This window comes from Amycolatopsis sp. NPDC051128 (assembly GCF_040682715.1).
In the GTDB taxonomy this organism is placed as follows: domain Bacteria; phylum Actinomycetota; class Actinomycetes; order Mycobacteriales; family Pseudonocardiaceae; genus Amycolatopsis.
Genome location: NZ_JBFBBN010000009.1, coordinates 88454 through 108083, shown reverse-complemented (window position 1 = coordinate 108083; position 19630 = coordinate 88454). Strand labels below are relative to the sequence as shown.

The 19630-nt window shown below is 70.4% G+C and carries 21 protein-coding genes; 18 read left to right on the top strand and 3 right to left on the bottom strand.

Translation table 11 applies throughout. The features are described 5' to 3' along the window. The first annotated feature begins 20 nt into the window (after positions 1–20). Positions 21–413: a VOC family protein gene (locus AB0M82_RS12840; protein WP_364720735.1), complete on the top strand. Its 393-nt coding sequence runs from the start codon at positions 21–23 to the stop codon at positions 411–413. Here AB0M82_RS12840 and AB0M82_RS12835 read toward each other — a convergent pair. Beyond that, complete coding sequence (locus AB0M82_RS12835) at positions 389–883, bottom strand: DUF6328 family protein (protein ID WP_364720732.1); 495 nt, start codon at positions 881–883, stop codon at positions 389–391. The genes AB0M82_RS12840 and AB0M82_RS12835 overlap by 25 nt on opposite strands. A 142-nt stretch (positions 884–1025) precedes the next feature. Here AB0M82_RS12835 and AB0M82_RS12830 point away from each other — a divergent pair, with 142 nt between their 5' ends. Continuing rightward, on the top strand, positions 1026–1589 hold the full coding sequence (locus AB0M82_RS12830; RefSeq protein ID WP_364720730.1) for a superoxide dismutase: 564 nt from the start codon (positions 1026–1028) through the stop codon (positions 1587–1589). Here the strand turns inward: AB0M82_RS12830 and AB0M82_RS12825 are convergent, their stop codons facing one another. Continuing rightward, a complete protein-coding gene (locus tag AB0M82_RS12825) occupies positions 1590–1982 on the bottom strand; it encodes a TIGR03667 family PPOX class F420-dependent oxidoreductase (protein ID WP_364720728.1) in 393 nt (130 codons plus the stop codon). Positions 1983–2049: 67 nt separating this feature from the next. Further along, the gene (locus tag AB0M82_RS12820) at positions 2050–3927 is read right to left on the bottom strand and encodes a DUF2339 domain-containing protein (RefSeq protein ID WP_364720725.1); all 1878 of its coding nucleotides are present in this window, start codon (positions 3925–3927) and stop codon (positions 2050–2052) included. Between the two features lie 154 nt (positions 3928–4081). Between AB0M82_RS12820 and AB0M82_RS12815 the strand changes: the two genes are divergently transcribed. The 16 genes from AB0M82_RS12815 (at position 4082) to AB0M82_RS12740 (ending at position 19414) form a co-directional block, all read left to right on the top strand. After that, entirely contained in the window at positions 4082–4795 is a 714-nt protein-coding gene (locus AB0M82_RS12815; protein WP_364720722.1) for a hypothetical protein, read from the top strand. A gap of 12 nt (positions 4796–4807) precedes the next feature. After that, positions 4808–5158, top strand: coding sequence for a hypothetical protein (locus tag AB0M82_RS12810; RefSeq protein WP_364720719.1), 351 nt, complete (start codon positions 4808–4810; stop codon positions 5156–5158). After that, a complete protein-coding gene (locus tag AB0M82_RS12805; RefSeq protein ID WP_364720716.1) occupies positions 5155–5925 on the top strand; it encodes a hypothetical protein in 771 nt (256 codons plus the stop codon). Before AB0M82_RS12810 ends, AB0M82_RS12805 begins: the two co-directional genes overlap by 4 nt. A 50-nt stretch (positions 5926–5975) precedes the next feature. Then, positions 5976–6482 carry a hypothetical protein gene (locus AB0M82_RS12800; RefSeq protein WP_364720713.1) on the top strand — a complete coding sequence of 169 codons (507 nt, stop codon included), beginning with the start codon at positions 5976–5978 and terminating at the stop codon, positions 6480–6482. Positions 6483–6548: 66 nt separating this feature from the next. Continuing rightward, positions 6549–7133: a hypothetical protein gene (locus AB0M82_RS12795; protein WP_364720711.1), complete on the top strand. Its 585-nt coding sequence runs from the start codon at positions 6549–6551 to the stop codon at positions 7131–7133. A 57-nt stretch (positions 7134–7190) separates the two neighbouring features. Then, a complete protein-coding gene (dusB, locus tag AB0M82_RS12790) occupies positions 7191–8330 on the top strand; it encodes a tRNA dihydrouridine synthase DusB (protein WP_364720708.1) in 1140 nt (379 codons plus the stop codon). A gap of 550 nt (positions 8331–8880) precedes the next feature. Then, entirely contained in the window at positions 8881–9534 is a 654-nt protein-coding gene (locus tag AB0M82_RS12785; protein WP_364720705.1) for a VC0807 family protein, read from the top strand. Positions 9535–9566: 32 nt separating this feature from the next. After that, the gene (locus AB0M82_RS12780) at positions 9567–10259 is read left to right on the top strand and encodes a GntR family transcriptional regulator (protein ID WP_364720703.1); all 693 of its coding nucleotides are present in this window, start codon (positions 9567–9569) and stop codon (positions 10257–10259) included. Then, positions 10256–11257, top strand: a complete 1002-nt coding sequence (locus AB0M82_RS12775) for an ADP-ribosylglycohydrolase family protein (RefSeq protein ID WP_364720700.1) — start codon at positions 10256–10258, stop codon at positions 11255–11257. The genes AB0M82_RS12780 and AB0M82_RS12775 overlap by 4 nt, the downstream gene beginning before the upstream one ends. After that, positions 11254–12129, top strand: coding sequence for a PfkB family carbohydrate kinase (locus AB0M82_RS12770; protein ID WP_364720698.1), 876 nt, complete (start codon positions 11254–11256; stop codon positions 12127–12129). Before AB0M82_RS12775 ends, AB0M82_RS12770 begins: the two co-directional genes overlap by 4 nt. Continuing rightward, on the top strand, positions 12126–13559 hold the full coding sequence (locus AB0M82_RS12765) for a cytosine permease (protein WP_364720696.1): 1434 nt from the start codon (positions 12126–12128) through the stop codon (positions 13557–13559). Before AB0M82_RS12770 ends, AB0M82_RS12765 begins: the two co-directional genes overlap by 4 nt. Next, the gene (locus AB0M82_RS12760) at positions 13556–14083 is read left to right on the top strand and encodes a cysteine hydrolase (protein ID WP_364720694.1); all 528 of its coding nucleotides are present in this window, start codon (positions 13556–13558) and stop codon (positions 14081–14083) included. Before AB0M82_RS12765 ends, AB0M82_RS12760 begins: the two co-directional genes overlap by 4 nt. Positions 14084–14093: 10 nt before the next feature. Beyond that, entirely contained in the window at positions 14094–17099 is a 3006-nt protein-coding gene (locus AB0M82_RS12755) for an NACHT domain-containing protein (RefSeq protein ID WP_364720692.1), read from the top strand. 20 nt (positions 17100–17119) lie between these two features. Further along, a complete protein-coding gene (locus tag AB0M82_RS12750) occupies positions 17120–17953 on the top strand; it encodes an alpha/beta hydrolase (protein ID WP_364720689.1) in 834 nt (277 codons plus the stop codon). A gap of 87 nt (positions 17954–18040) precedes the next feature. Further along, a complete protein-coding gene (idi, locus tag AB0M82_RS12745; protein ID WP_364720687.1) occupies positions 18041–18604 on the top strand; it encodes an isopentenyl-diphosphate Delta-isomerase in 564 nt (187 codons plus the stop codon). Between the two features lie 120 nt (positions 18605–18724). Further along, on the top strand, positions 18725–19414 hold the full coding sequence (locus AB0M82_RS12740; protein WP_364720685.1) for a GGDEF domain-containing protein: 690 nt from the start codon (positions 18725–18727) through the stop codon (positions 19412–19414). Positions 19415–19630: the final 216 nt, after the last annotated feature.

Genomic DNA, 19630 nt, shown 5'->3' with positions numbered 1-19630 from the left:
CGGCGGTACTGTCTCGTCGCATGAGCGGACCTCGCGTCTTCCGGCTGATCCAGCCCGTCGACGACATCGAAACGGCGGTCGCGTTCTACGGGCACGTCCTGGGTCACCCCGGCGAGCGGATCGCGGTCAACCGGCACTACTTCACCTGCGGCGGCGTCGTGCTCGCCTGCGTCGAAGCACCACTCGAACACCGTGAGCCCCGCCCGCGGAAGGACCCGCGGATCGTCTACCTCGCGGTCGACGACGTCGAGGAGACGTTCCAGCGGGTGCGTGCCGCCGGGCCGCGCTGGCTCGACGACGCGATCGAGACCCAGTTCTGGGGCGAACGCTCCTTCTACGCGGACGACCCGTTCGGCAACCCGCTCTGCTTCGTCCAGGAGGACACGCTCTACTTGGGTGGGCCCGTCGGCTGAGTGTCGTCGTCGTTGTCCGGGTGCAGCCGGATCGGGATGACGAACCAGAGGCCCCCGAAGATCAGCGCCGACAGCACGCCGACGATGCCCATGGCGATCTCGCCGTAGACCACCTTGGCGATCAGCGAGACCGTCGACGTGATCGCGAGCGCCAGGCAGACCAGCCCGACCAGTACGAGCCGGTTGCCGACGGTCAGGATCCGCTCCCGGCTGCCGGTGCGGAACAGCAGCCGATGCCACGCCGCGGGCGCCGTCAGCAGGGCGGTCGACGCCACGGCCAGCATCACGGCGGCCAGGTGCAGCGACTTCTCGAACCCGCTGGCGTCGTGGAACCGGTCGGTGAACACGACGGAGAGCAGGAAGCCGAAGAGGATCTGCACGCCGGCCTGCGCGACGCGCAGTTCCTGCAGCAGTTCGGCGACGTTGCGCGTCAGCTGTTCGTTGCGGGTTTCGCCGGTGTGTTCGGGCACAGGAAAACCATAACCGGCCCCAGGAGCGCCCACCGGATGGGAAATCCGTGAACCTCCCACGAACACGTGTCACTCGTTCGAGTGAAGACCATGACGACTCGCCGACCGGCTGTTAAGGAGGGACTGCGTCCAAGGAGGAACAATGCGTCTCATCGCCGCTTTCGCCGCCACGGCGGCCGTCGCCCTGCTCGCCCCAGGCGCCGCCGCCGCGTCTTCGTCACCCGTGCACGTCGCCACCGAGCACGGCAGGTTCACCGCGTATGCCCCCGGCGCACACGCGGTGACGTATCGCCCCGACCTCGTTCCGGCCGGCGCCCGGGCGCACGTGTTCAGCCTCTCGGCGTCGCACGCCGGCACGACGACCATGCTCGTCGTCACCGGCCTGCGCCCGGGCCGGGCCTACGGCGCCCACGCGCACGCGCAGCCGTGCGATGCCACCGGCGACGCCGCCGGCCCGCACTTCCAGCACGCACCCGACCCGGTGAAGCCGTCGGTCGACCCCGCGTACGCGAACCCCCGCAACGAGATCTGGCTCGACTTCAGCACCGACCGGCTGGGCTCCGGCTTCGCCCGGTCCGCCGTGGACTGGACGTTCGCCGACCGGCGGGCGAAGTCCGTGGTCATCCACGAAACTCACACGCACACCGACGCCGGCCACGCGGGCACCGCGGGCGCCCGGCTGGCCTGCCTGGACGTTGATTTCTAGTCAGAACCCCCAGAAGCGCTCGGGCACCACGCGGATGCGGACGGAGTACTCGGCCTCGAAGGCCTCCGGCGCCGAGAATCCGGCCCCCGCGTAGTGGGGGGCGTACTTGTCGCGGAACCCGGGCGCCTCCGCGGCCTTCCCCGCCTCGACGTGCGCCTTTCCGTTGACGACGAGGATCGAGCCGCCGTGCTCGTCGCTGTTGAGGTGGAAGCTCACGTCGGGGTTCGCCTCTATGTGCCGGAGCTTCGCCGTGCCGGGCCGGCTGAACAGCACGACGTCCTCGCCGTCGAGGACGAACCACACCGGTCGTGGTGCGGGCCGCCCCTTCGGCGTGACAGTGGTCAGCCAGCCGATCGGCTCGCCTGCTCGGTCGGCGAGTTTTGGTTCTGCCATGGTCCTACCCCCTGGTCGTCGGGCTGTGACCCAGGTAACCACGAGGCACCGACATTTTCTTCCGGGGCTAGCGCGAGGCGACGCGCCGCGCGTACCGCGTCCCGGCCGCCATCAGCACCAGCCCGGCGCCGAGGAACGCGCCGACCCTGGCCAGGCCGTCCAGCGCCGACAGGTCGAACAGCACCAGCTTCAGCACCGCGGCGCCGACCAGGACCAGCCCGCTCACCCGCAGCGCGACGGCCTCGATCCCGCGCAGCAGCAGGACGAGCGCCGCGATCGTCCAGGACACCGTGATCAGCGCGTGGCCAACGAGGAACCCGGTCCGGCCGGGGACCGCCAGCAGCGACCCGCACAGCACGACCCCGGCGGCGCCGTACAGCGCCGAAACCCCGGCCAGGAGCCACACCGGCAGGTCGTCGGCCGGGCCGCGGAAGACCGCCAGCCGGGCCGCGGCCCACGGCAGCGCGACCGACACGGCGAGGATCAGCGCGGCGACCACGCACGCGCCGGCCAGGTCACCGGCCGACCGGGGCCGGTGGACGACCAGCAGCGCGGGCGTGACGTCGAAGAACAGGCCGACCAGGCCACCGATCGCCGCGAAGCAGAGCGAGGCGCCGAGCACGAGCCGGTTCCGCCCGCCCAGCGCGGCCACGACCAGCAGCAGCGCCTCGCCGAGCAGGACACCGGCGCGGGCCGGGCCGTCGAACTGCGTGACCGTCGCCTGCAGGATCGCCAGCAACCCGGCGAGCCCGGCCACCTGCCCGGCGAACCCGGGCCACCAGCGGCGCGTCGCCCAGACCGCGAGCAGGACGACCCCCGCCCCGGCCGCCACCGGCACCGCCTGGGCCTTGGGCAGCAGCAGCGCCGCGACCAGCACCGGGAGCACGACCGTCGCCAGCACGGAAAGCGCGCCGGGGTCGTTCTCGCGGCGGCGCAGCACGATCAGCGCGAGCGCCACCCCGACCACACCGGCGCCGGCGGCCGCGGCGGTGTTGGCCCAGCCGCCGCCAACGCCGAGCACCGCGGTGCTGATCACGGACGCGAACAGCGGCGGCACCCCGGCGGCGAGCGTCAGCGACGACCAGTCGCGGCGCAGCTGCACCGGCGTCGTCGCGAGCTGGACCATCAGCAGGAAGGTGACCAATTCGGGAGTGAAGCCGCGGGTGATCACCGGCGCGCACACGACGCAGCCGACGACGACGGCGGAGGCCAGCAGCGGCGACTCCCAGCGCACGGCCACGAGCAGCCCGCCGACGGCGATCGCCAGCCCGGCGGCGAGCCCGGCGAGCATCGGCAGGAACTCGTACAGCGAGGTCGCGGCGAGGACGTCCAGGTAGAGCGTCGCGATCCCGGTGGCGGCCAGCGCGAAGGCCCCGGTGCGGCCGGCGGGCTTGCGGTGCAGCCACCCGCCGACGCCGGTCAGCGCCAGCCCGAACGCGGCGCCGACGAGGACCCGCGGCAGCGGCCCGAGCCAGCCCCGCTGGACGGCGAGCACGAGCAGCAGGACGACGCCGAGCAGCGTCACGGCTCCGCCCACCCAGGCGAGCACGCGGCTTCCCGCACCTTCCTTGCCGAGCTTCTCGCCCAGCTTCTGGCGCGGGACGGGCTGGTACGGCTGGTAGGGCTGCTGGGGATACGACTGCTGTGGGTACGGCTGCTGAGGCGGGGGCGGGAAGTACTGCTGGGGCGGCGGCGCCCACTGATACTGCGGCCACGGGACCGGCCCGGGCCGCGGCATCGGCCAGGGTTGCTGCAGGTGGGGCTGTGGTTGGGGTTGCGGCGGTTCGGGCTGGGGTTGCGGTCGCGGTGCCTGCGTCGGCTGTTCGGCGTCCTCGGTGTCTTCGGCCCGGACGGTCCGCAGTTCGGAACCCACCAGAGCGAGACGACGCCCCAGGTCGTCGATCTCGCCGGCGAGGCGGAGGAGCACATCTGCTTCGGTGGTCATACCGGTCAGGGTCACGCACGAGGCCCGCCCGCGGATCCGTAGCACTACTCAAACCCGGGTCACGTCCTGGTCGCGGCCGGCATCATGTCCATTCGCGCCCGAGCTGGGCCATTCGGCGGTACGATACCGGCTCGACGGCGCAAGGGGAGGACCGTTGGGATTCGATCGCGACGAAGTCGTGCTCGCGGAGCTGGACATGCCGAGCACGGCGACGGTGAACGCCCAGTTGAACGACCTTCTGCAGCCGGGCGGCGAGAGAGTCGGGCCGGCCGCGGAGTACGAAGCCCGGGACGCGAGTGGCACCATCCGGGTCACCGTCGACGCGCGCCGCAAGCTGACCGACGTCGACATCCAGCAGAGCTGGGCGTCGCGAATTCCCGCCGCCGAGCTGGCCGGGGTGCTGTTCGGCACCTACGTCACGGCCACTCAGCGCGCGGTGGTCGTCGAGCTCGCGAACACCCGCGACGCGCCGGAAGCGCCCCGGCCGGCCGACCTGCCGGCCGCCGACCTCGAGCCGAAGCCCCACGACGAGTGGATCGCCGGCGTCCGGGCCAGGATCAGCGAAATCGACGCGCAGCTGGACGACATCCGGCGTCTCGAAGCGAGCCAGGCCACCCCGGAACTGACCGACGTCCGGAGTCCGCTCGGGTTCTTCGTGCTGCACCTGCGGGGCGGCAGTCCGGCCGGCGTGACCGGGTCGGCAGGCACCCTGCCGAAGGCCGGCGCGAGCCGGTTGCGCCAGGACTTCCTCGAAATGTTTTCGGCGGCCGGCTTGGCCGCCACTTCGTCCTCGCCCAAGCCACGCTCCGCCCGGGGCGCGGCCCAGGAGGACGACGAAGACGCCTTCGAATTCCGCTACGACGTTTAGGGGGAGCTGACCATGGTCGGCTACAAGGTGATCACCTCGGCCGTGCGCGCCGAAGGAACGAAATGGCGGGGGTTCGCCGACACCGTGGGCAAGGTGAACCCCGCCGTGAAGAACGCGACACTGGGCGAAGCCGCGTTCTTCGTCGGCGACCCCATCACCCTCGCGGCCGGAGCGTTCAACGCGAAGCTGCTGAGCGAAACGTACGAATCGCTGCGCGCGTACGTCGAAAACGCCCTCGACGGCGCCATCGTCGAGTTCGACCAGATCGACGAAGCACTGCAGAAGACCGCACAACTGTACGACCAGGCCGAGGCGATCACCGAAATCGATCTCAAGCAGATCTACGGAACGGCGGCGAAATGACCATCCCGTTCAACCCGCTCGGTCCGGCCGGCCCCGAAGAGTTCACCCGCCCCCTCGACGACCTGTTCGGCAAGGTCGAGGCGAAGATCAAGGAGATCATCGCCAAGTACAACGCGGCGGTGCACCACATCAACGACTGGAAGTACGTGCTCGGCCCGGCCATGATCTGGATCTCCGACGCGCTGGGGAAGATCCGCGAGGGCCTGGACAAGCTCGTGAAGCTGGTGCAGTACGCGGTGGAACACCACCTGCCGGTGGTGTCCCTGATCGTCCAGAGCTTCAACTGGCAGGACCACGTCCAGAAGGACGTCGCCGCCATGGCGGTCGCCGTGGAGACCGCCGCGGACCCCAACCTCGCGTACTGGGAAGGCGGCGGCGCGAGCGAGTACTGGAAGCGGGCCAAGACGCAGCGGGACGCCGTGGAGGCCGTTGGCGGCCAAGGCGGGAAGGCCGACACGATCAGCAGCTGGCTGATCAAGATCGCCCAGCTCAACGTCGAGTTCATGACGGGGCTCGTGAAACTGGTCGCCGACTTCCTCGGGGAAGTGGTGACGGCCGCCCTCGAAACCGCGACCGTTGTCGAAATCCCGTTCGCGGTCAAGGATCTGGCCGGCGCGCTCGGCGGGCTCGTCACCAATTCGATCGGCAGGCTGGCGGACATCGCGAATCTGCTGATGCAGACCGTGGGCAGCATCCGGGACGCGAAGGGCCTGATGAACGACTCCCGGTTGCCCGGCGGCCAGTGGCCCCAGGCGGTCAACCTGTGAGGGCGGGTCCGTCGAAGCGGGGCATCGGGACCGGCGGGATCATCGCGATCGTGGCCGTCGGGGTGGTGGTCGTGCTCGGCGCCGCGGTGGGAGCGTTCGTGTTCCTGAACCGCGGCAACGGCGAGACCGGCGGCAAGTACGGCGCCGCGCCGCTGCCGACCTGCGACGAAGTCGCGATCCGCGTCGGGAACCTGCCGCCGAAGAGTTCCGGCACGAAGATCGGCCAGGGCTGGGTGTGCCACTTCGCCAACTCGGCGGACGCCGTCACGGTGGACCTCGACCTGGAGGTGAGCACCGTGCGGCAGCAGCGCACCGGCGTCGACGTCTACACGTCCTCGGGCGGCTACGTGCCGGACCCGGCGGTGCACCTCGGCGAAAGCGCGGCATGGGGACCGTCACCCACCGGAAAGCTGTGCACCCTGGCCGTGTGGGACAGCAACGCGCAGTTCAAGGTCGGCGTCTCCGACGGGAAACTGGCCGCGGACGACACGCAGAGCTGCCGGAACAGGGTCATGGCCATCGCGCAGGTGTTTTACGACTCGACCCAGCCTCAGTAAAGCCCTGGTCGACGAAACCCGACCCCGTAAAGTGTTACCCCGACCACGTCAGGCCGAGGGGGCACGATGAGTGACGACAGTCAGTCGCCGAAGAAGTCCGGCTGGGGAGAACTGGGCCACAAGTGGATAACGGCGATCGCGGCATTGGTCACCGCGCTCGCCGGCGCTGGTTTCTTCATCGGCCGGAGCAGTGCACCGGAGGCGAAGTCATCCGCCTCGACAACGTTCACGGCCGCTCCGGCGACAGTCACCGTGACGGCACCTGAAGCCGGTCCGGCCGACAACACCGCATCGAAGACAGCGCCAGTGAATCCGGACAAGGCTGTCTACTGGTCGGGCGAGCTCGAGTGGGGCAAGTTCAACCTCGACCTCGCCCCTCCGATTTACACCGACGGCGAATACATCATGGACCTCGGCGGCAGCGAACTGCTGTACGTCACTGGCAAAGCCACGGTGACCGTCTGGAAGAAGAGCGGACAGCCGGGCAAGGACGACTGCGCGTCGGCCGTCGATGCCGATGGCTCAAACCAGACTTACGTCGCGAAGGGCAACCAGGTGTGCGGGCGAACCGCCGAAGGGCGGATCTTCCTTCTCAACGTGACGTCGGCTGGTAGTCCCCTTCGCACGCAAGCCACCGTCTGGAACAAGTGACGGCCCGGAGAGCAGGTTGAGCAGGCCGGCTGTGCGTGACGAGTGTCACCAGCGACAATGGAGGACGTGACTGCCCTGCTGAGCAAGCCCGCCCTGAAGATCGGCCCCTACGAGGTCGATCCGCCAGTCGTGCTCGCGCCCATGGCCGGCATCACCAACGTCGCCTTCCGGCAGCTGTGCGCCGAGTACGGCGCCGGCATCTACGTGTGCGAAATGATCACCGCCCGCGCCGTCGTCGAACGGCACCCCGGCACCATGCACATGATGACCTTCGGCGAGCACGAAAAGCCCAGGTCCATGCAGCTCTACGGCGTCGACCCGAAGACCATGGCCGAAGCCGTCCGGATCATCGTCGGCGAAGGCCTCGCCGACCACGTCGACTCCAACTTCGGCTGCCCCGTCGCGAAGGTGACGCGCAAGGGCGGCGGGGCCGCGCTGCCGTTCAAGCGGAAGCTGTTCGCCGACATCGTGCGGGAGTCCGCGAAGGCCGCGGGCGACGTGCCGTTCACGGTGAAGTTCCGCGTCGGCATCGACGACGACCACCTGACCTACCTGGACGCGGGCCGGATCGCCGAGGCCGAAGGCGCCGCCGCCGTCAGCCTGCACGCGCGCACCGCCGCGCAGCGCTACTCCGGCCAAGCCGACTGGACCAAGATCGCCGCGCTCAAGGAAGCCGTCACCAGCATCCCGGTCCTCGGCAACGGCGACATCTTCAGCGCCGACGACGCCCTGCGCATGGTCACCGAAACCGGCTGCGACGGCGTCGTCGTCGGCCGCGGCTGCCTGGGCCGGCCGTGGCTGTTCGGCGAGCTCGAAGCCGCGTTCAAGGGGACCGAAATCCCGACCCCGCCGAACCTCGGCGAAGTCGCGAAGGTGCTGCGAAGGCACACGGAGCTGTTGATCGAGCACGACGGCCACGACAAGGCCATGCGCGACATCCGCAAGCACATGGCCTGGTACCTGATGGGCTTCCCCGTCGGCTCCGAACTCCGTCGCGGCTTCGCGATGCTCTCGTCGATGGACCAGCTGGACGACCTGATCGCCCAGCTCGACCACGACGCCCCCTTCCCCGAGGCGGCCACCGGGCCGCGCGGCCGTCAGGGCTCCCCGGGCAAGGTCACCCTCCCGCACGGCTGGCTCGACGACCCGGACGACGACTGCGTCCCCGAGGCCGAGGACATGCACTCGGGCGGCTGACCCGGCTCGGGACGTCGCCGGATCGCAGTTCTCCACAACACAAAGGACCCCGGGTGCCGTGCACGGCACCCGGGGTCCCGGGGTTGGGTTTCACCATTGTCAACCGACGCGACCGCCGGCCACCGGTACTCGCGTCGTCCGGCCGAGAGGCGGACGAGGCGAGGATCGCTCACTCGTGAGCAGGCGATCCAATGATGCGTCCTTCCCTCCTTCACCTCGCGGGTAGTTACGTACTCTCCCGCGCCTGCTTGACGTTATCTCTCTCGGTACGAGGAGAACTCTACACGCAGCTCGCACCTAATGTCTACTTCAGCCGGCATAGATTTTCTCCGCGCGCTCGGCTGAGCTGAAGCAGGCTGAACCCGGGCAGCATCAGCCGGGGTGAGCCCCGCCCGGCCGCCACGCCAGGGCCCCGGCGACGACGGCATGGTTGTCGTCATGACCTACCCGACGACGCGGCCTCCCGGAATGTGAGGCCGTGACATCTGTCAGGCCGAAGTCGTGGCGGACGGCATCCTTGCCGGACCCCCGGCCGCGACAAGCTCTTCCCATGACGACGAACCAGCCCGGAAGCTCCCTGCTCAAGACCCTCGCGATCGAGATCGCCGTGCCCCTCGGTGTCTACTACGGGCTCCACTCGCTCGGCGCGAGCGACTTCACCGCGCTCGCCCTCTCCGGCGTCTTCCCGCTCGCCCGGACGCTCTACCAGTTCGCCAAGGACCGGACCCTCAACGGCCTCGCCCTCGTCATCCTGGTGACCAACGTCGTCGGCATGTTGCTGACCTTCGTCTCCGGAGACGCCCGGATGATGATCGCCAAGGACTCGCTCGGCAGCGGCATCATCGGGCTCGTCGTTCTGGTCTCCGCGTTCACCGCGCAGCCGATCATGACCAAGACCCTGCGCCCGTTCCTCACCCACGGCAAGGCCGACCACGAAGCCGCCTGGGAACGGCTGCGGGGCAACCGGCGGTTCGAGATCGTCCTCCGGCGCGGCAGCTACATCTGGGGCATCGGGTTCGCACTGGAGAGCGCCGCCCGCGTGATCGGCGCCTTCACCCTGCCGGTGTCCACGATGGTGTGGTTGAGCACGGTCATCTTCGTGATCTCGTTGGCGGTGATCATGCTGATCGCCGGCGTGAGCGCCAAGGAAGCGGGCATGATGGTCGCCGAAGAGTCGCGGCGGCGGGAGCTCGTCGCCGTTTGACCAGCGCAAAGCCGCAGGGTACAGGTGTGTACATGTACAGCAAGCGGCAGCACCTGATCGGCGACCTCACCGAGCTGATCCGCTCGGGGCGCCTCGCCCACGGCGAACGGCTCCCCGGCGAGAACCAGCTCGCCCTGCGGTACCAGGTCAGCCGCGGCACCGTCCGCAGCGCGCTGTCCGAGCTGCAGCAGCTCGAACTCATCTCCACCCAGGCCGGCGTCGGCTCCTTCGTCACCTTCGACGGCGTCCAGCTCGACCAGCAGATCGGCTGGGCCCGCGCCCTCGCCGACGCGGGGGCGCCGGTCACCACCGAACTCCTCGGCATCGAGACCGTCGAAGACCGGTCGCTCGAAGAAGAGTTCGGCGAGAAGACCTACGTCGCCGTGCGGCGGCTGCGGCGCGAGCACGACCGCGGGATCTCGCTGGAAACCGCCACCGTGTCCGCCGCCGGGCCGCTCGCCGGGCTCCCCGAAACGGGCCTGCTGGACGGCTCCCTGACCAAGACCCTCGAAGCCGCCGGGCGGATCTCCGTCGGCGGCGACCAGTGGATCAGCACCGAACGTCTCGACGTCCGCGCCGCCGGACTGCTCGGCCGGAGCATCGGCGAGCTCTTCCTCCGCGCCGAGCGCACCTCGGTCGACGTCGAGGGCCTGCTGGTCGAGCGCGTGGTCAGCCTGCTGGACCCGGATCGGTTCCAGTTCCACCTCACCTTCGGACACCGGTGAGCGCGCGGGACCGGGCGCTCGGCGCGTTCACCGGGCTGGCGGTCGGCGACGCGCTCGGCATGCCGACGCAGTCGATGTCCCGCGCCGCGATCGCCGCCACCTACGGACCGGTCACCGGGCTGCTCACCGCCGTCGCCGAGCAGCCGGTCGCGCCGTCGATGCCCGCCGGCTCGGTCACCGACGACACCGAGCAGGCCCTCCTGCTGGCCCGGCTGCTCATCGACGGCCGCGGCACCGTCGAGCCGCGCGTCTTCGCCGACGCCCTGCTCATCTGGGAGGCGGACATGGTCCGCCGCGGCTCCGCGGACCTGCTCGGGCCGTCGACGAAGCGCGCGCTCTCCCGGCTGCAGGACGGCGTCCCGGCCGAGGAAGCCGGCCGCACCGGAACCACCAACGGCGCCGCCATGCGGGTCACGCCGGTCGGCATCGCGACGCCGCCGGAGAACCTGCACATCCTGGTCGACGCCGTCGTCGCGACCGCGCGGGTCACGCACAACACCAGCCTGGGCATCGCGTCGGCCGCCGCGGTCGCGGCCGCCGTGTCCGCCGGGGTCGACGGCGCGAGCCTGTCCGAAGCGCTCGACGCGGGCGAGCGCGCCGCCGTCGTCGGTGGGGAACGCGGGCACTGGGTGCCCGGCGGGGAGATCGCCGCCCGCATCCGCTGGGCGCGCGACTGGGTGCGGGGCATGGCGCCGGACGCCGTCGCCGACGCGGTCGCCCGGGTGATCGGCACGTCGGTGGCGTCGCAGGAGTCCGTCGTGGCCGCGTTCGCGCTGGCCGAAGCCATGGGCGACGATCCGCCGTCGGCGCTGCGCCTGGCCGCGGGCCTCGGCGGCGACACCGACACCGTCGCCGCGATCTGCGGGGCGATGCTCGGGGCCGCGCACGGCATCGGCGCCTTCCGCCCCGACGTCGTCGACACCGTGCTCAGCGTCAACCGGCTCGAGTTCGGCCCGCTGGTCGACGAACTCCTCGCGCTGCGGCGGCGCGCGCGGTGACCGGGCGGCTGGTGCACACCGGCCAGGTCGTCCTCGACCTGGTCATGGCGGTGCCCGCCCTGCCGCCACCGGGCGGCGACGTGCTGGCGTCCTCGACGAGCCTGCTGCCCGGCGGCGGGTTCAACGTGATGGCCGCGGCCGCGCGGTCCGGCGCTCGCGTGCTCTACGCCGGCAGCCACGGCACCGGCGGCTTCGGCGATCTCGTCCGCGCCGCGCTCGCCGCGGAGGGCGTCGAACTGGCTCAGGAGCAACTGTCCGAAATGGACACCGGCGTCGTCGTCGTTCTGGTCGACGCGACCGGCGAGCGAACCTTCGCCACGGGTGCCGGCGCCGAGGGACGGCTGCGGGGCGCCCTGCTCGACCGGGTCCTCCCAAAGAAGGACGACGTCGTGTACGTGACCGGATACAGTCTGCTGCACGAGATCAATCGCGCGGCACTCCTCGAGTGGCTACCCCGGCTGCCCGGCTCGAAGGTGCTGTTCGATCCTGGCCCGCTGGTCGCATCGATCAATCCGGAGGTACTGCGAACGATACTGTCCACAGTAGACATTCTGAGCTGCAACACCCGCGAAGCCGACGTGCTCGGCGAGCTGCCACCGGTCACCGTCGTCCGTGACGGCGCGAAGGGCTGCCGCGTCCACGAACACGGCCGGACCGTCGACGTCCCCGGCTTCCCGGTCGACGCGGTGGACACCAACGGCGCCGGCGACACGCACTGCGGTGTACTGGCCGCGGAGCTGCTGCGCGGCAGTACCCTCCTCGACGCCGCAGTGCGCGCCAACGCGGCGGCCGCACTGTCGGTGACCCGCCCCGGCCCGGCGACGGCGCCGGACCGGGCGGAGATCGACAAGCTGGTGGAGGCCACGACATGACCGGTTCTCGCAGGCTCGAGGTGGAGACCAACGGCCTCGACGTGATCGACGACGCCGAGCGCCGGGGCACGCCGCGCCAGCTGTTCTGGCCGTGGTTCGGCGCGAACGTGTCGGTGCTGGGGCTGAGCTACGGCTCGTTCACCCTCGGTTTCGGCATCTCGTTCTGGCAGTCGCTGGTCGCCGGCGTCGTCGGCATCCTGTTCTCGTTCCTGCTGTGCGGCTTCATCGCGATCGCGGGCAAGCGCGGGTCGGCGCCGACGATGCTGCTCTCGCGTGCCGCGTTCGGCGTCCGCGGCAACCGGCTGCCGTCGGCGATCTCGTGGCTGCTCACGGTCGGCTGGGAAACCGTGCTCACCGCGCTGGCGACGCTGGCGACGTCGACGGTGTTCGAGCGGCTCGGCTGGGGCGGCGGGACACCGACGAAGGTGATCGCGCTGGTCGTGGTCGCCGCGCTGACCGTCGTCGCCGGCGTGCTCGGCTTCGGCGCGATCATGAAGCTGCAGACGTGGATCACCTGGATCACCGGCGTGCTCACGGTCGTCTACGTGATCCTCGTGGCCGGCGACGTGCACTGGGAAGCCGTCAGCGCCTTGCCGTCCGGCTCGGCGCAGCAGTGGGTCGGCTCGCTGGTGTTCCTGATGACCGGCTTCGGCCTCGGCTGGGTCAACGCGGCCGCGGACTACTCGCGCTACCTGCCGCGGTCGTCGTCGAGCCGCGGCGTGGTCGGCTGGACGACGTTCGGCGCGGCGGTGGCGCCGCTGGTGCTGCTCGTGTTCGGGCTGCTGCTGGCCGGGTCGTCGCCGGACCTGAACAAGGCGATCGCGGCCGACCCGATCGGGGCGCTGACGACGTTGCTGCCGCTGTGGTTCCTGGTGCCGTTCGCGATCGTGGCGGTGCTCGGCCTGGTCGGCGGCGCGGTGCTGGACATCTATTCGTCGGGGCTGGCGCTGCTGTCGGCGGGCCTGCGCGTGCCGCGCCCGGTGGCGGCGCTGGTGGACGGCGTGATCATGGTGTTCGGCACGATCTACATCGTCTTCTTCGGCGGCGAGTTCCTGGGCCAGTTCCAGGGATTCCTGGTGACGCTGGGTGTGCCGGTCGCGGCCTGGTGCGGGGTGATGCTCGCGGACGTCCTGCTGCGGCGGCGCGACTACGCCGAGCGGGAGCTGTTCGACCCGGCCGGCCGCTACGGCGACGTCCGGGCCGGGCCGATCGCGCTGGTGCTGGTGGCGACCGCACTCGGCTGGGGCCTGGTGACGAACTCGTCCGCGGGGTGGCTGAAGTGGCAGGGTTACCTCCTCGAGCCGCTCGGCCTCGGTGGCCGTGGCGGCGCGTGGGCGTACGCGAACCTCGGCGTGCTGGTGGCACTGGCGCTGGGCTTCCTCGTCACTTTGCCGACCCGGTCCCGCGTCCGCGCCCAGGAGACGGCATGAGGGCGGTCCTGGCGGTCATCGACCTGCAGAACGTGTTCGCCGACCCGGCGAGCGAGTGGTTCACCCCGCGCTTCGCCGAGGTGGTGCCCCCGATCCGCCGCCTGGTGACGGCCTTCGGCGACGACGTCGTGTTCACCCGGTTCGTCGCCCCGGCCCGGCCGGAGGGCGCGTGGAAGCAGTACTACGAGCGGTGGCCGTTCGCCTTGCGGCCACCGGACGCACCGCTGTGCCAGGTGATCGACGCGTTCCAGCCACCGTCCACTGTGGACGCCACAACGTTCGGCAAGTGGAACCCGCGGATGGCGACGCGCGTGGGTGGGGCCCGGCTGGTGCTGGCGGGCGTGTCGACGGACTGCTGCGTCCTGTCGACAGCGTTGGCGGCCGCGGATGCGGGCGTCTCGGTGACAGTGGTGTCGGACGCGTGCGCGGGAGCGGATGACGCGAGTCATGCCAAGGCGCTCGACATCCTGCGGCTGTACGGCCCGCTGGTGAAGGTGGCCACGACGGACGAGGTGCTCGGCTAGGCTGGGCTCGGTGAGCCTCGAAGCCTCGGCGATCGCGTTGACTACGGCGGTGGTGAAGGCCGCGGCGAAGATCTGGTTGGGAGACCGCCCGATCGCCGCCGACGCCACCGCGAAGGTCTTCGATCTGCTGGAGAAGCAGGCCACCGGCCTCAACGACCGCCGCAAGCTGCGGCTGTTGTTCACGAACCTCGAGTCGCGGGTGGCCGACCGGCTCCTGCCGTTCCTCGACGTCGAGTTCCGCGCGTTGCCCGAGAACGAGCGGGCCGCCGCGGTCGACGCGGTGCGCGAGACGTTCGACCACGCGGCCCTGACCGACGACGACCTGTTCGCCACCGATCTCGACGCCGCTTATCTTTACCGCTACCTGCTCCGGACCGTCCCCGACGGCACCCGGCTCCTCTCGGCCGACGCGACCGAGTTGTACCAGCGGGTGCTGCGGGAATGCTGCGCGTACCTGGTCCAGGTGACGAGCACCCTGCCCCGGTTCCAGCCCGGCGCGCTCGTCGAAATCCTCCAGCGGGAGACGGAGATCCTCGAGACCGTCCGGAACGTGCTGGCGACGCTGCCCGAACGCCGTCACCCGGACGACTTCGCCGCGGACTTCCGCCGCCAGGTCGTGACGGCGCTCGACCGGATGGCGCTGTTCGGCGCGGGTCTGACGGATGCGACCCGCTTGTACCCGCTGTCGGTGGCGTATCTCAGCCTGAGGGTCACTTCGGACGATGACAACGCGACCGGTGACCGCATCGAGCACGTCCTGCCGAAGTCTTCGCGGATCCTGCTGCGCGGCGAGGCGGGATCGGGCAAGACGACGCTGCTGCAGTGGCTGGCCGTCCAGTGCGCGAGCCGGCAGCTTGAGGACGTCGACGGCTGGGCCGACCTGGCGCCCTTCCTGGTGCGGCTGCGGCGGTTCAGCCGGTCGCCGCTGCCGGCACCGGAGCGCTTCCTCGACGAGGCCGGCAGGCACATCGCCGACGAGATGCCGTCCGGCTGGGTGCAGCGGCGCCTGCGCCGGGGCCGGGCCGTCCTGCTCGTCGACGGCCTCGACGAGCTCCCGGACGAGCGCCGCCGCGAGGTGCGCGAATGGCTGCACGAACTCGTCGGCGCGTTCCCGCGCGCCCGGTTCGTCGTCACCACGCGCCCGGCCGCGGTGGCCCCCGACTGGCTGCGCGGCGAAGGGTTCACCGAAGTCCGGCTCCAGCCGATGACCCCGCGCGACGTCCGGACGTTCGTCACGCGCTGGCACCAGGCGCTCCCGGGCGCGGCACCCGACGCGGAACGCGACGCCCTGATCACGGCCATCGGCGCACGGAGCGCATTGCGGCGGCTCGCCGAGAACCCGTTGCTGTGCGCGTTGCTCTGCGCCCTGCACCACGAGGGCAACGGACGGCTTCCGGAGAACCGGATGGAGCTGTACGAAGTCGCGTTGCGCATGCTGCTCGACAGCCGCGACATCGAGCGGCGAATCGAAGCTTCCGTCCGGCTTTCCCTGACCGAGAAGCTGGTGCTGCTGCGAAGCCTGGCGTACTGGCTGGTCCGCAACGGCCACACGGACGTCCCCGCCGCCGACGCCGAAGCCCGTGTCGCGGCGAAGCTGCGTTCGATGGGCCAGATCGACGTCACCCCGCGGACGGTGTTCCGCCACCTCTTGGATCGTGGTGGCGTGCTGCGCGAACCGGTCCCGGGCCGGATCGACTTCGTGCACCGCACGTTCCAGGAATACCTGGCCGCCCAGGCGGCGATCGAAGAGGACGACATCGGCATCCTGATGGCGAACGCCCACCTCGACGAGTGGCGCGAAGTGGTGGTGCTGGCGGCGGGCCACGCCCATCCCGCGCAACGTGAACGTCTGCTGGACGGAATCCTTCAGTGGGACGCGGACGAGCAGGAGCGGCTGAAGCTCGACCTGGTGGCGTTGGCCTGTTTGGAAACGTCACCGGTGTTGAGCGAACGGCTGCGCAACGAGATCGAGGACCGGGCCAGCACGTTGATCCCGCCGAAGACCACGGACGAAGCGGAGGAGCTGGCGGCGGCGGGCGAGTTCGTCCTCGACCTCCTCGCCGACTGCGAGCCCGAGGACGCCGAGGCCACGGCGGCGACCGTCCACGCGATCGCGTTGATCGGCGGCCCGGGAGCGCTGGAGCTGCTGATCCGCTACAACGGGTCGCAGGAACTGGCCGTGGTGGTCGAGCTGATCGCAGCTCGGAAACGGTTCGATCCGGCCGAGTTCGCCGAACGCGTGCTGGCCGATACCCGGCTGCCGAACGGCTACCTCTACGTGGGCGACCCGGCGGAGCTGGCGGGCCTGGAGCACCTGCGGCACCTCGAATACCTCCACTGCTGGTTCAACGACGGACACGGGGACCTGAGCTTCGTCCAGAACCTTTCCCGGCTCAAGGGCCTGGAGATCGGTGATCTCGCCGGCCTCGACCTGCGGTCGCTCGCGGGCACATCCCTCGAACGCATCACCCTGACGGGCAATCCGCTTCCCGGCTCGACCGACCTCGGACCGCTGGCCGACGTCCCCACCCTGCGCCGCGTGTTCGCCGACGTGGAGACCCACGGGTGGCGGCGGCTGGCCGAACTGCCGAACCTTGAACACCTGCAGCTGAGCTGGATCGACGAGGTGCGCCGGCTCGCCGAGCTGGCACCCCTGGACCACCTGCCTTCCCTCTCCCTGAACCACGTTCCCAGCCTCCAGAACCTGACCCCATTGTCCTTTTTGGACAATCCAATTGCGCTCGGCCTCCGCCACTGCCCCGCACTGCAGAACGTCTCCGCACTGACCAGGTGGACCGCGAGCCTGACCCGGGTCGCCTTCATGAACTGCCCGAGGGTGGACCTGGCCCCGCTCGCCTCGTTGACCGCGCTTCGGACGCTGGTGCTCGGCAACGACGACGAAGCCGACCTGACGCCACTCGCCGGAAAGGCCGATCTCACGGTGTCCGCGGGCAAGGAAACCCGGTTGGCCGGCGAAGACCTGCTGGGACCGGGCAGCAAGGTCGAACGACGCTGACCGACCGGTAGATTCGCCCTGTGATCGACCACATCAGCATCCCCACCGAGGCCGGTTCCTTCGACGCCATCGCCGCCGGGCCGGAAGACGGGCGGCCCGTGCTGCTGCTGCATGGCTTCCCCGAAGCCGCGACCGAGTGGGAGCACCAGGTCGCCACCCTCGGGGTGCTCGGGTTCCGGGCCGTCGCGCCGGACCAGCGTGGCTATTCGCCCGGGGTGCGGCCGGAGCAGGCCGCCGGCTACTCGATCGATCACCTTGTCGGGGACGTCGTCGCGATCGCCGGGCACTTCGGGTGGGGGAAGTTCGATCTCGTCGGGCACGACTGGGGTGGCGCCGTCGCCTGGTGGACCGCCGACGCGCACCCGGACCGGCTGCGCAGCCTCACCGTCGTCTCCACGCCGCACCCGGCCGCGCTCGCCGACGCCATGAAGAACGACGAGGACCAGTACCTGCGCACCCAGTACATGACCGAGTGGCGGCAGACCCGCGTCACCGAGCGGCGGATGCTCGAGAACGGCGCCCGCGCCCTGCGCGACATGTTCGAGCGGCGCGTGCCGCCGTCCAAGGTCGACGACTACGTGCGGCGGCTGTCCGAACCGGGCGCCCTCACCGCGGCCCTCAACTGGTACCGCGCCGGCCGGCCGGGCGGGAGGATCGGCAAGGTCACCGTGCCGACGCTGTACATCTGGAGCACCGAGGACGTCTCGTTCGGCTCGGCCGCCGCGCTCGACACCGGGAACTGGGTCACCGGGCCGTACCGCTTCGAAATGCTCGAAGACGTCACGCACTGGGTGCCGGAGGAGGTGCCGGAGGTCGTCACCTCCCTGCTCGTCGAGCACCTCAACGCGGGGTGACGGCCCATCACCCCGTCGAGCGGACCGCGGGTAACCCACCCGGCTCGCGGTACGGCTCACTCCCGTCCGTCGTGTTCACTGGGGCGCGTGGATACCGCGACCGAACCCGAGACCGAGCAGGTCGTCTTCGTCACCGAGGACGGCGTGCCCACCGGCGAGACCGGCCCGAAGCTGGCCAGCCACCACGAACACACCCGGTTGCACCTGGCCTTCTCGTGCTACGTGCTGCGTCGCGGCGACAACGCTCTGCTGATCACCCAGCGTGCGCACGAAAAGAAGGTCTGGCCGGGGGTCTGGACCAACAGCGTCTGCGGCCACCCCGCGCCCGGCGAGCCCCTCGAGGACGCCGTCCGGCGCCGCGCCGCCTACGAGCTCGGGCTGCCCTCGCTCGCGGGGCTGCGGTGCGTGCTGCCGAACTACCGCTACCGGACGCCGCCGTTCCAGGGGATCGTCGAGAACGAGTTCTGCCCGGTGTTCACCGCGTGGGCCGACGCCGAGCCCGCGCCGAACCCGGCCGAGGTCGGCGACTGGCGCTGGGTCGCCTGGGGTGACTACACAAAGCTACTGGCTGACGAAACGGCTAATATGAGTTACTGGGCCAAGGACCAGTTCGCCCAGCTCAAGGCCATCGAGCCGTTCTCCGGACTCTGAGCGGACAACTCCGAAGAGTCACCGACGAGTCTCGTTTGAGCGAAATTCACCTTTGCATGTACCGACAACCTCAAGCGTGGCGTCCTCTACGACGACAACCAATGCGTGGTGGAGGTGGGCATGGTCGCCGAGAACGAAGCCGTGCTGCGCAGCCCGCAGCCGCCGGACCTGCTCCGCCTCCACGAGGCCATCGCCGGCCGCCTCGCCATCCAGGGCGACTGGCGCCGCGCGTACCAGCACCTGCGGTCCGCCCTGGACATCGCCCGCGACGGCAGCCTGCGCGACGCGCTGACGTCAAGCTACAACCGGCGCTATCTCGACGAGCGGCTGTACGGACCGTTCGCCGACCGGCAGGCGGCCCACGCGCCGCTGGGCATCGCGCTGATCGATCTCGACCGCTTCAAGAGCGTCAACGACACGTACGGTCACCTCGTGGGCGATCGCGTCCTCCGCCGGGTGGCCGACCTCCTCCAGGAGGAGCTGCCATCGGGCGGCTTCTGCGCCCGCTACGGCGGCGAGGAGTTCGTGCTGTGGCTGCCCGGGGTCGAGGCGGGGCAGGCGGTTCGCGTCGTCGAAGCCGCCCGGCTGCGCGTCGCTCGTCATCCCTGGTCAGAACTTCAGCCCGGACTGCGGGTGACCATCAGCGCCGGGCTGGCCCACGAGGCGCCGGGATCCGGGGAGCCGGTGACGACGCCCGAGCGCCAGCTGCGCAGCGCGGACACCTTGCTTTATGCGGCGAAACGTGCGGGCCGGAACAAAGTCGCCTATCGCGACGCGCAAAGTACGCAGTTAATGACCCACGCTGAGTAACGTAAGCCCCGCATTAACCCGGATTACTGACACCCGACTTCACCCGTTTATCGACGCCAGACCGCCGTTCGTCGACTCAAGGTGAAGAAAATTCCGGGAGGGTGTCGTCACGAACGGGGGGTATCCGTACGATAACGAAAGCCTCCCCGGGAACGACCACCTCCTGCGGGGGAAGACGGCCAAGTCGAAGACCGCCTTCGATCGCGCGAAAGGAGA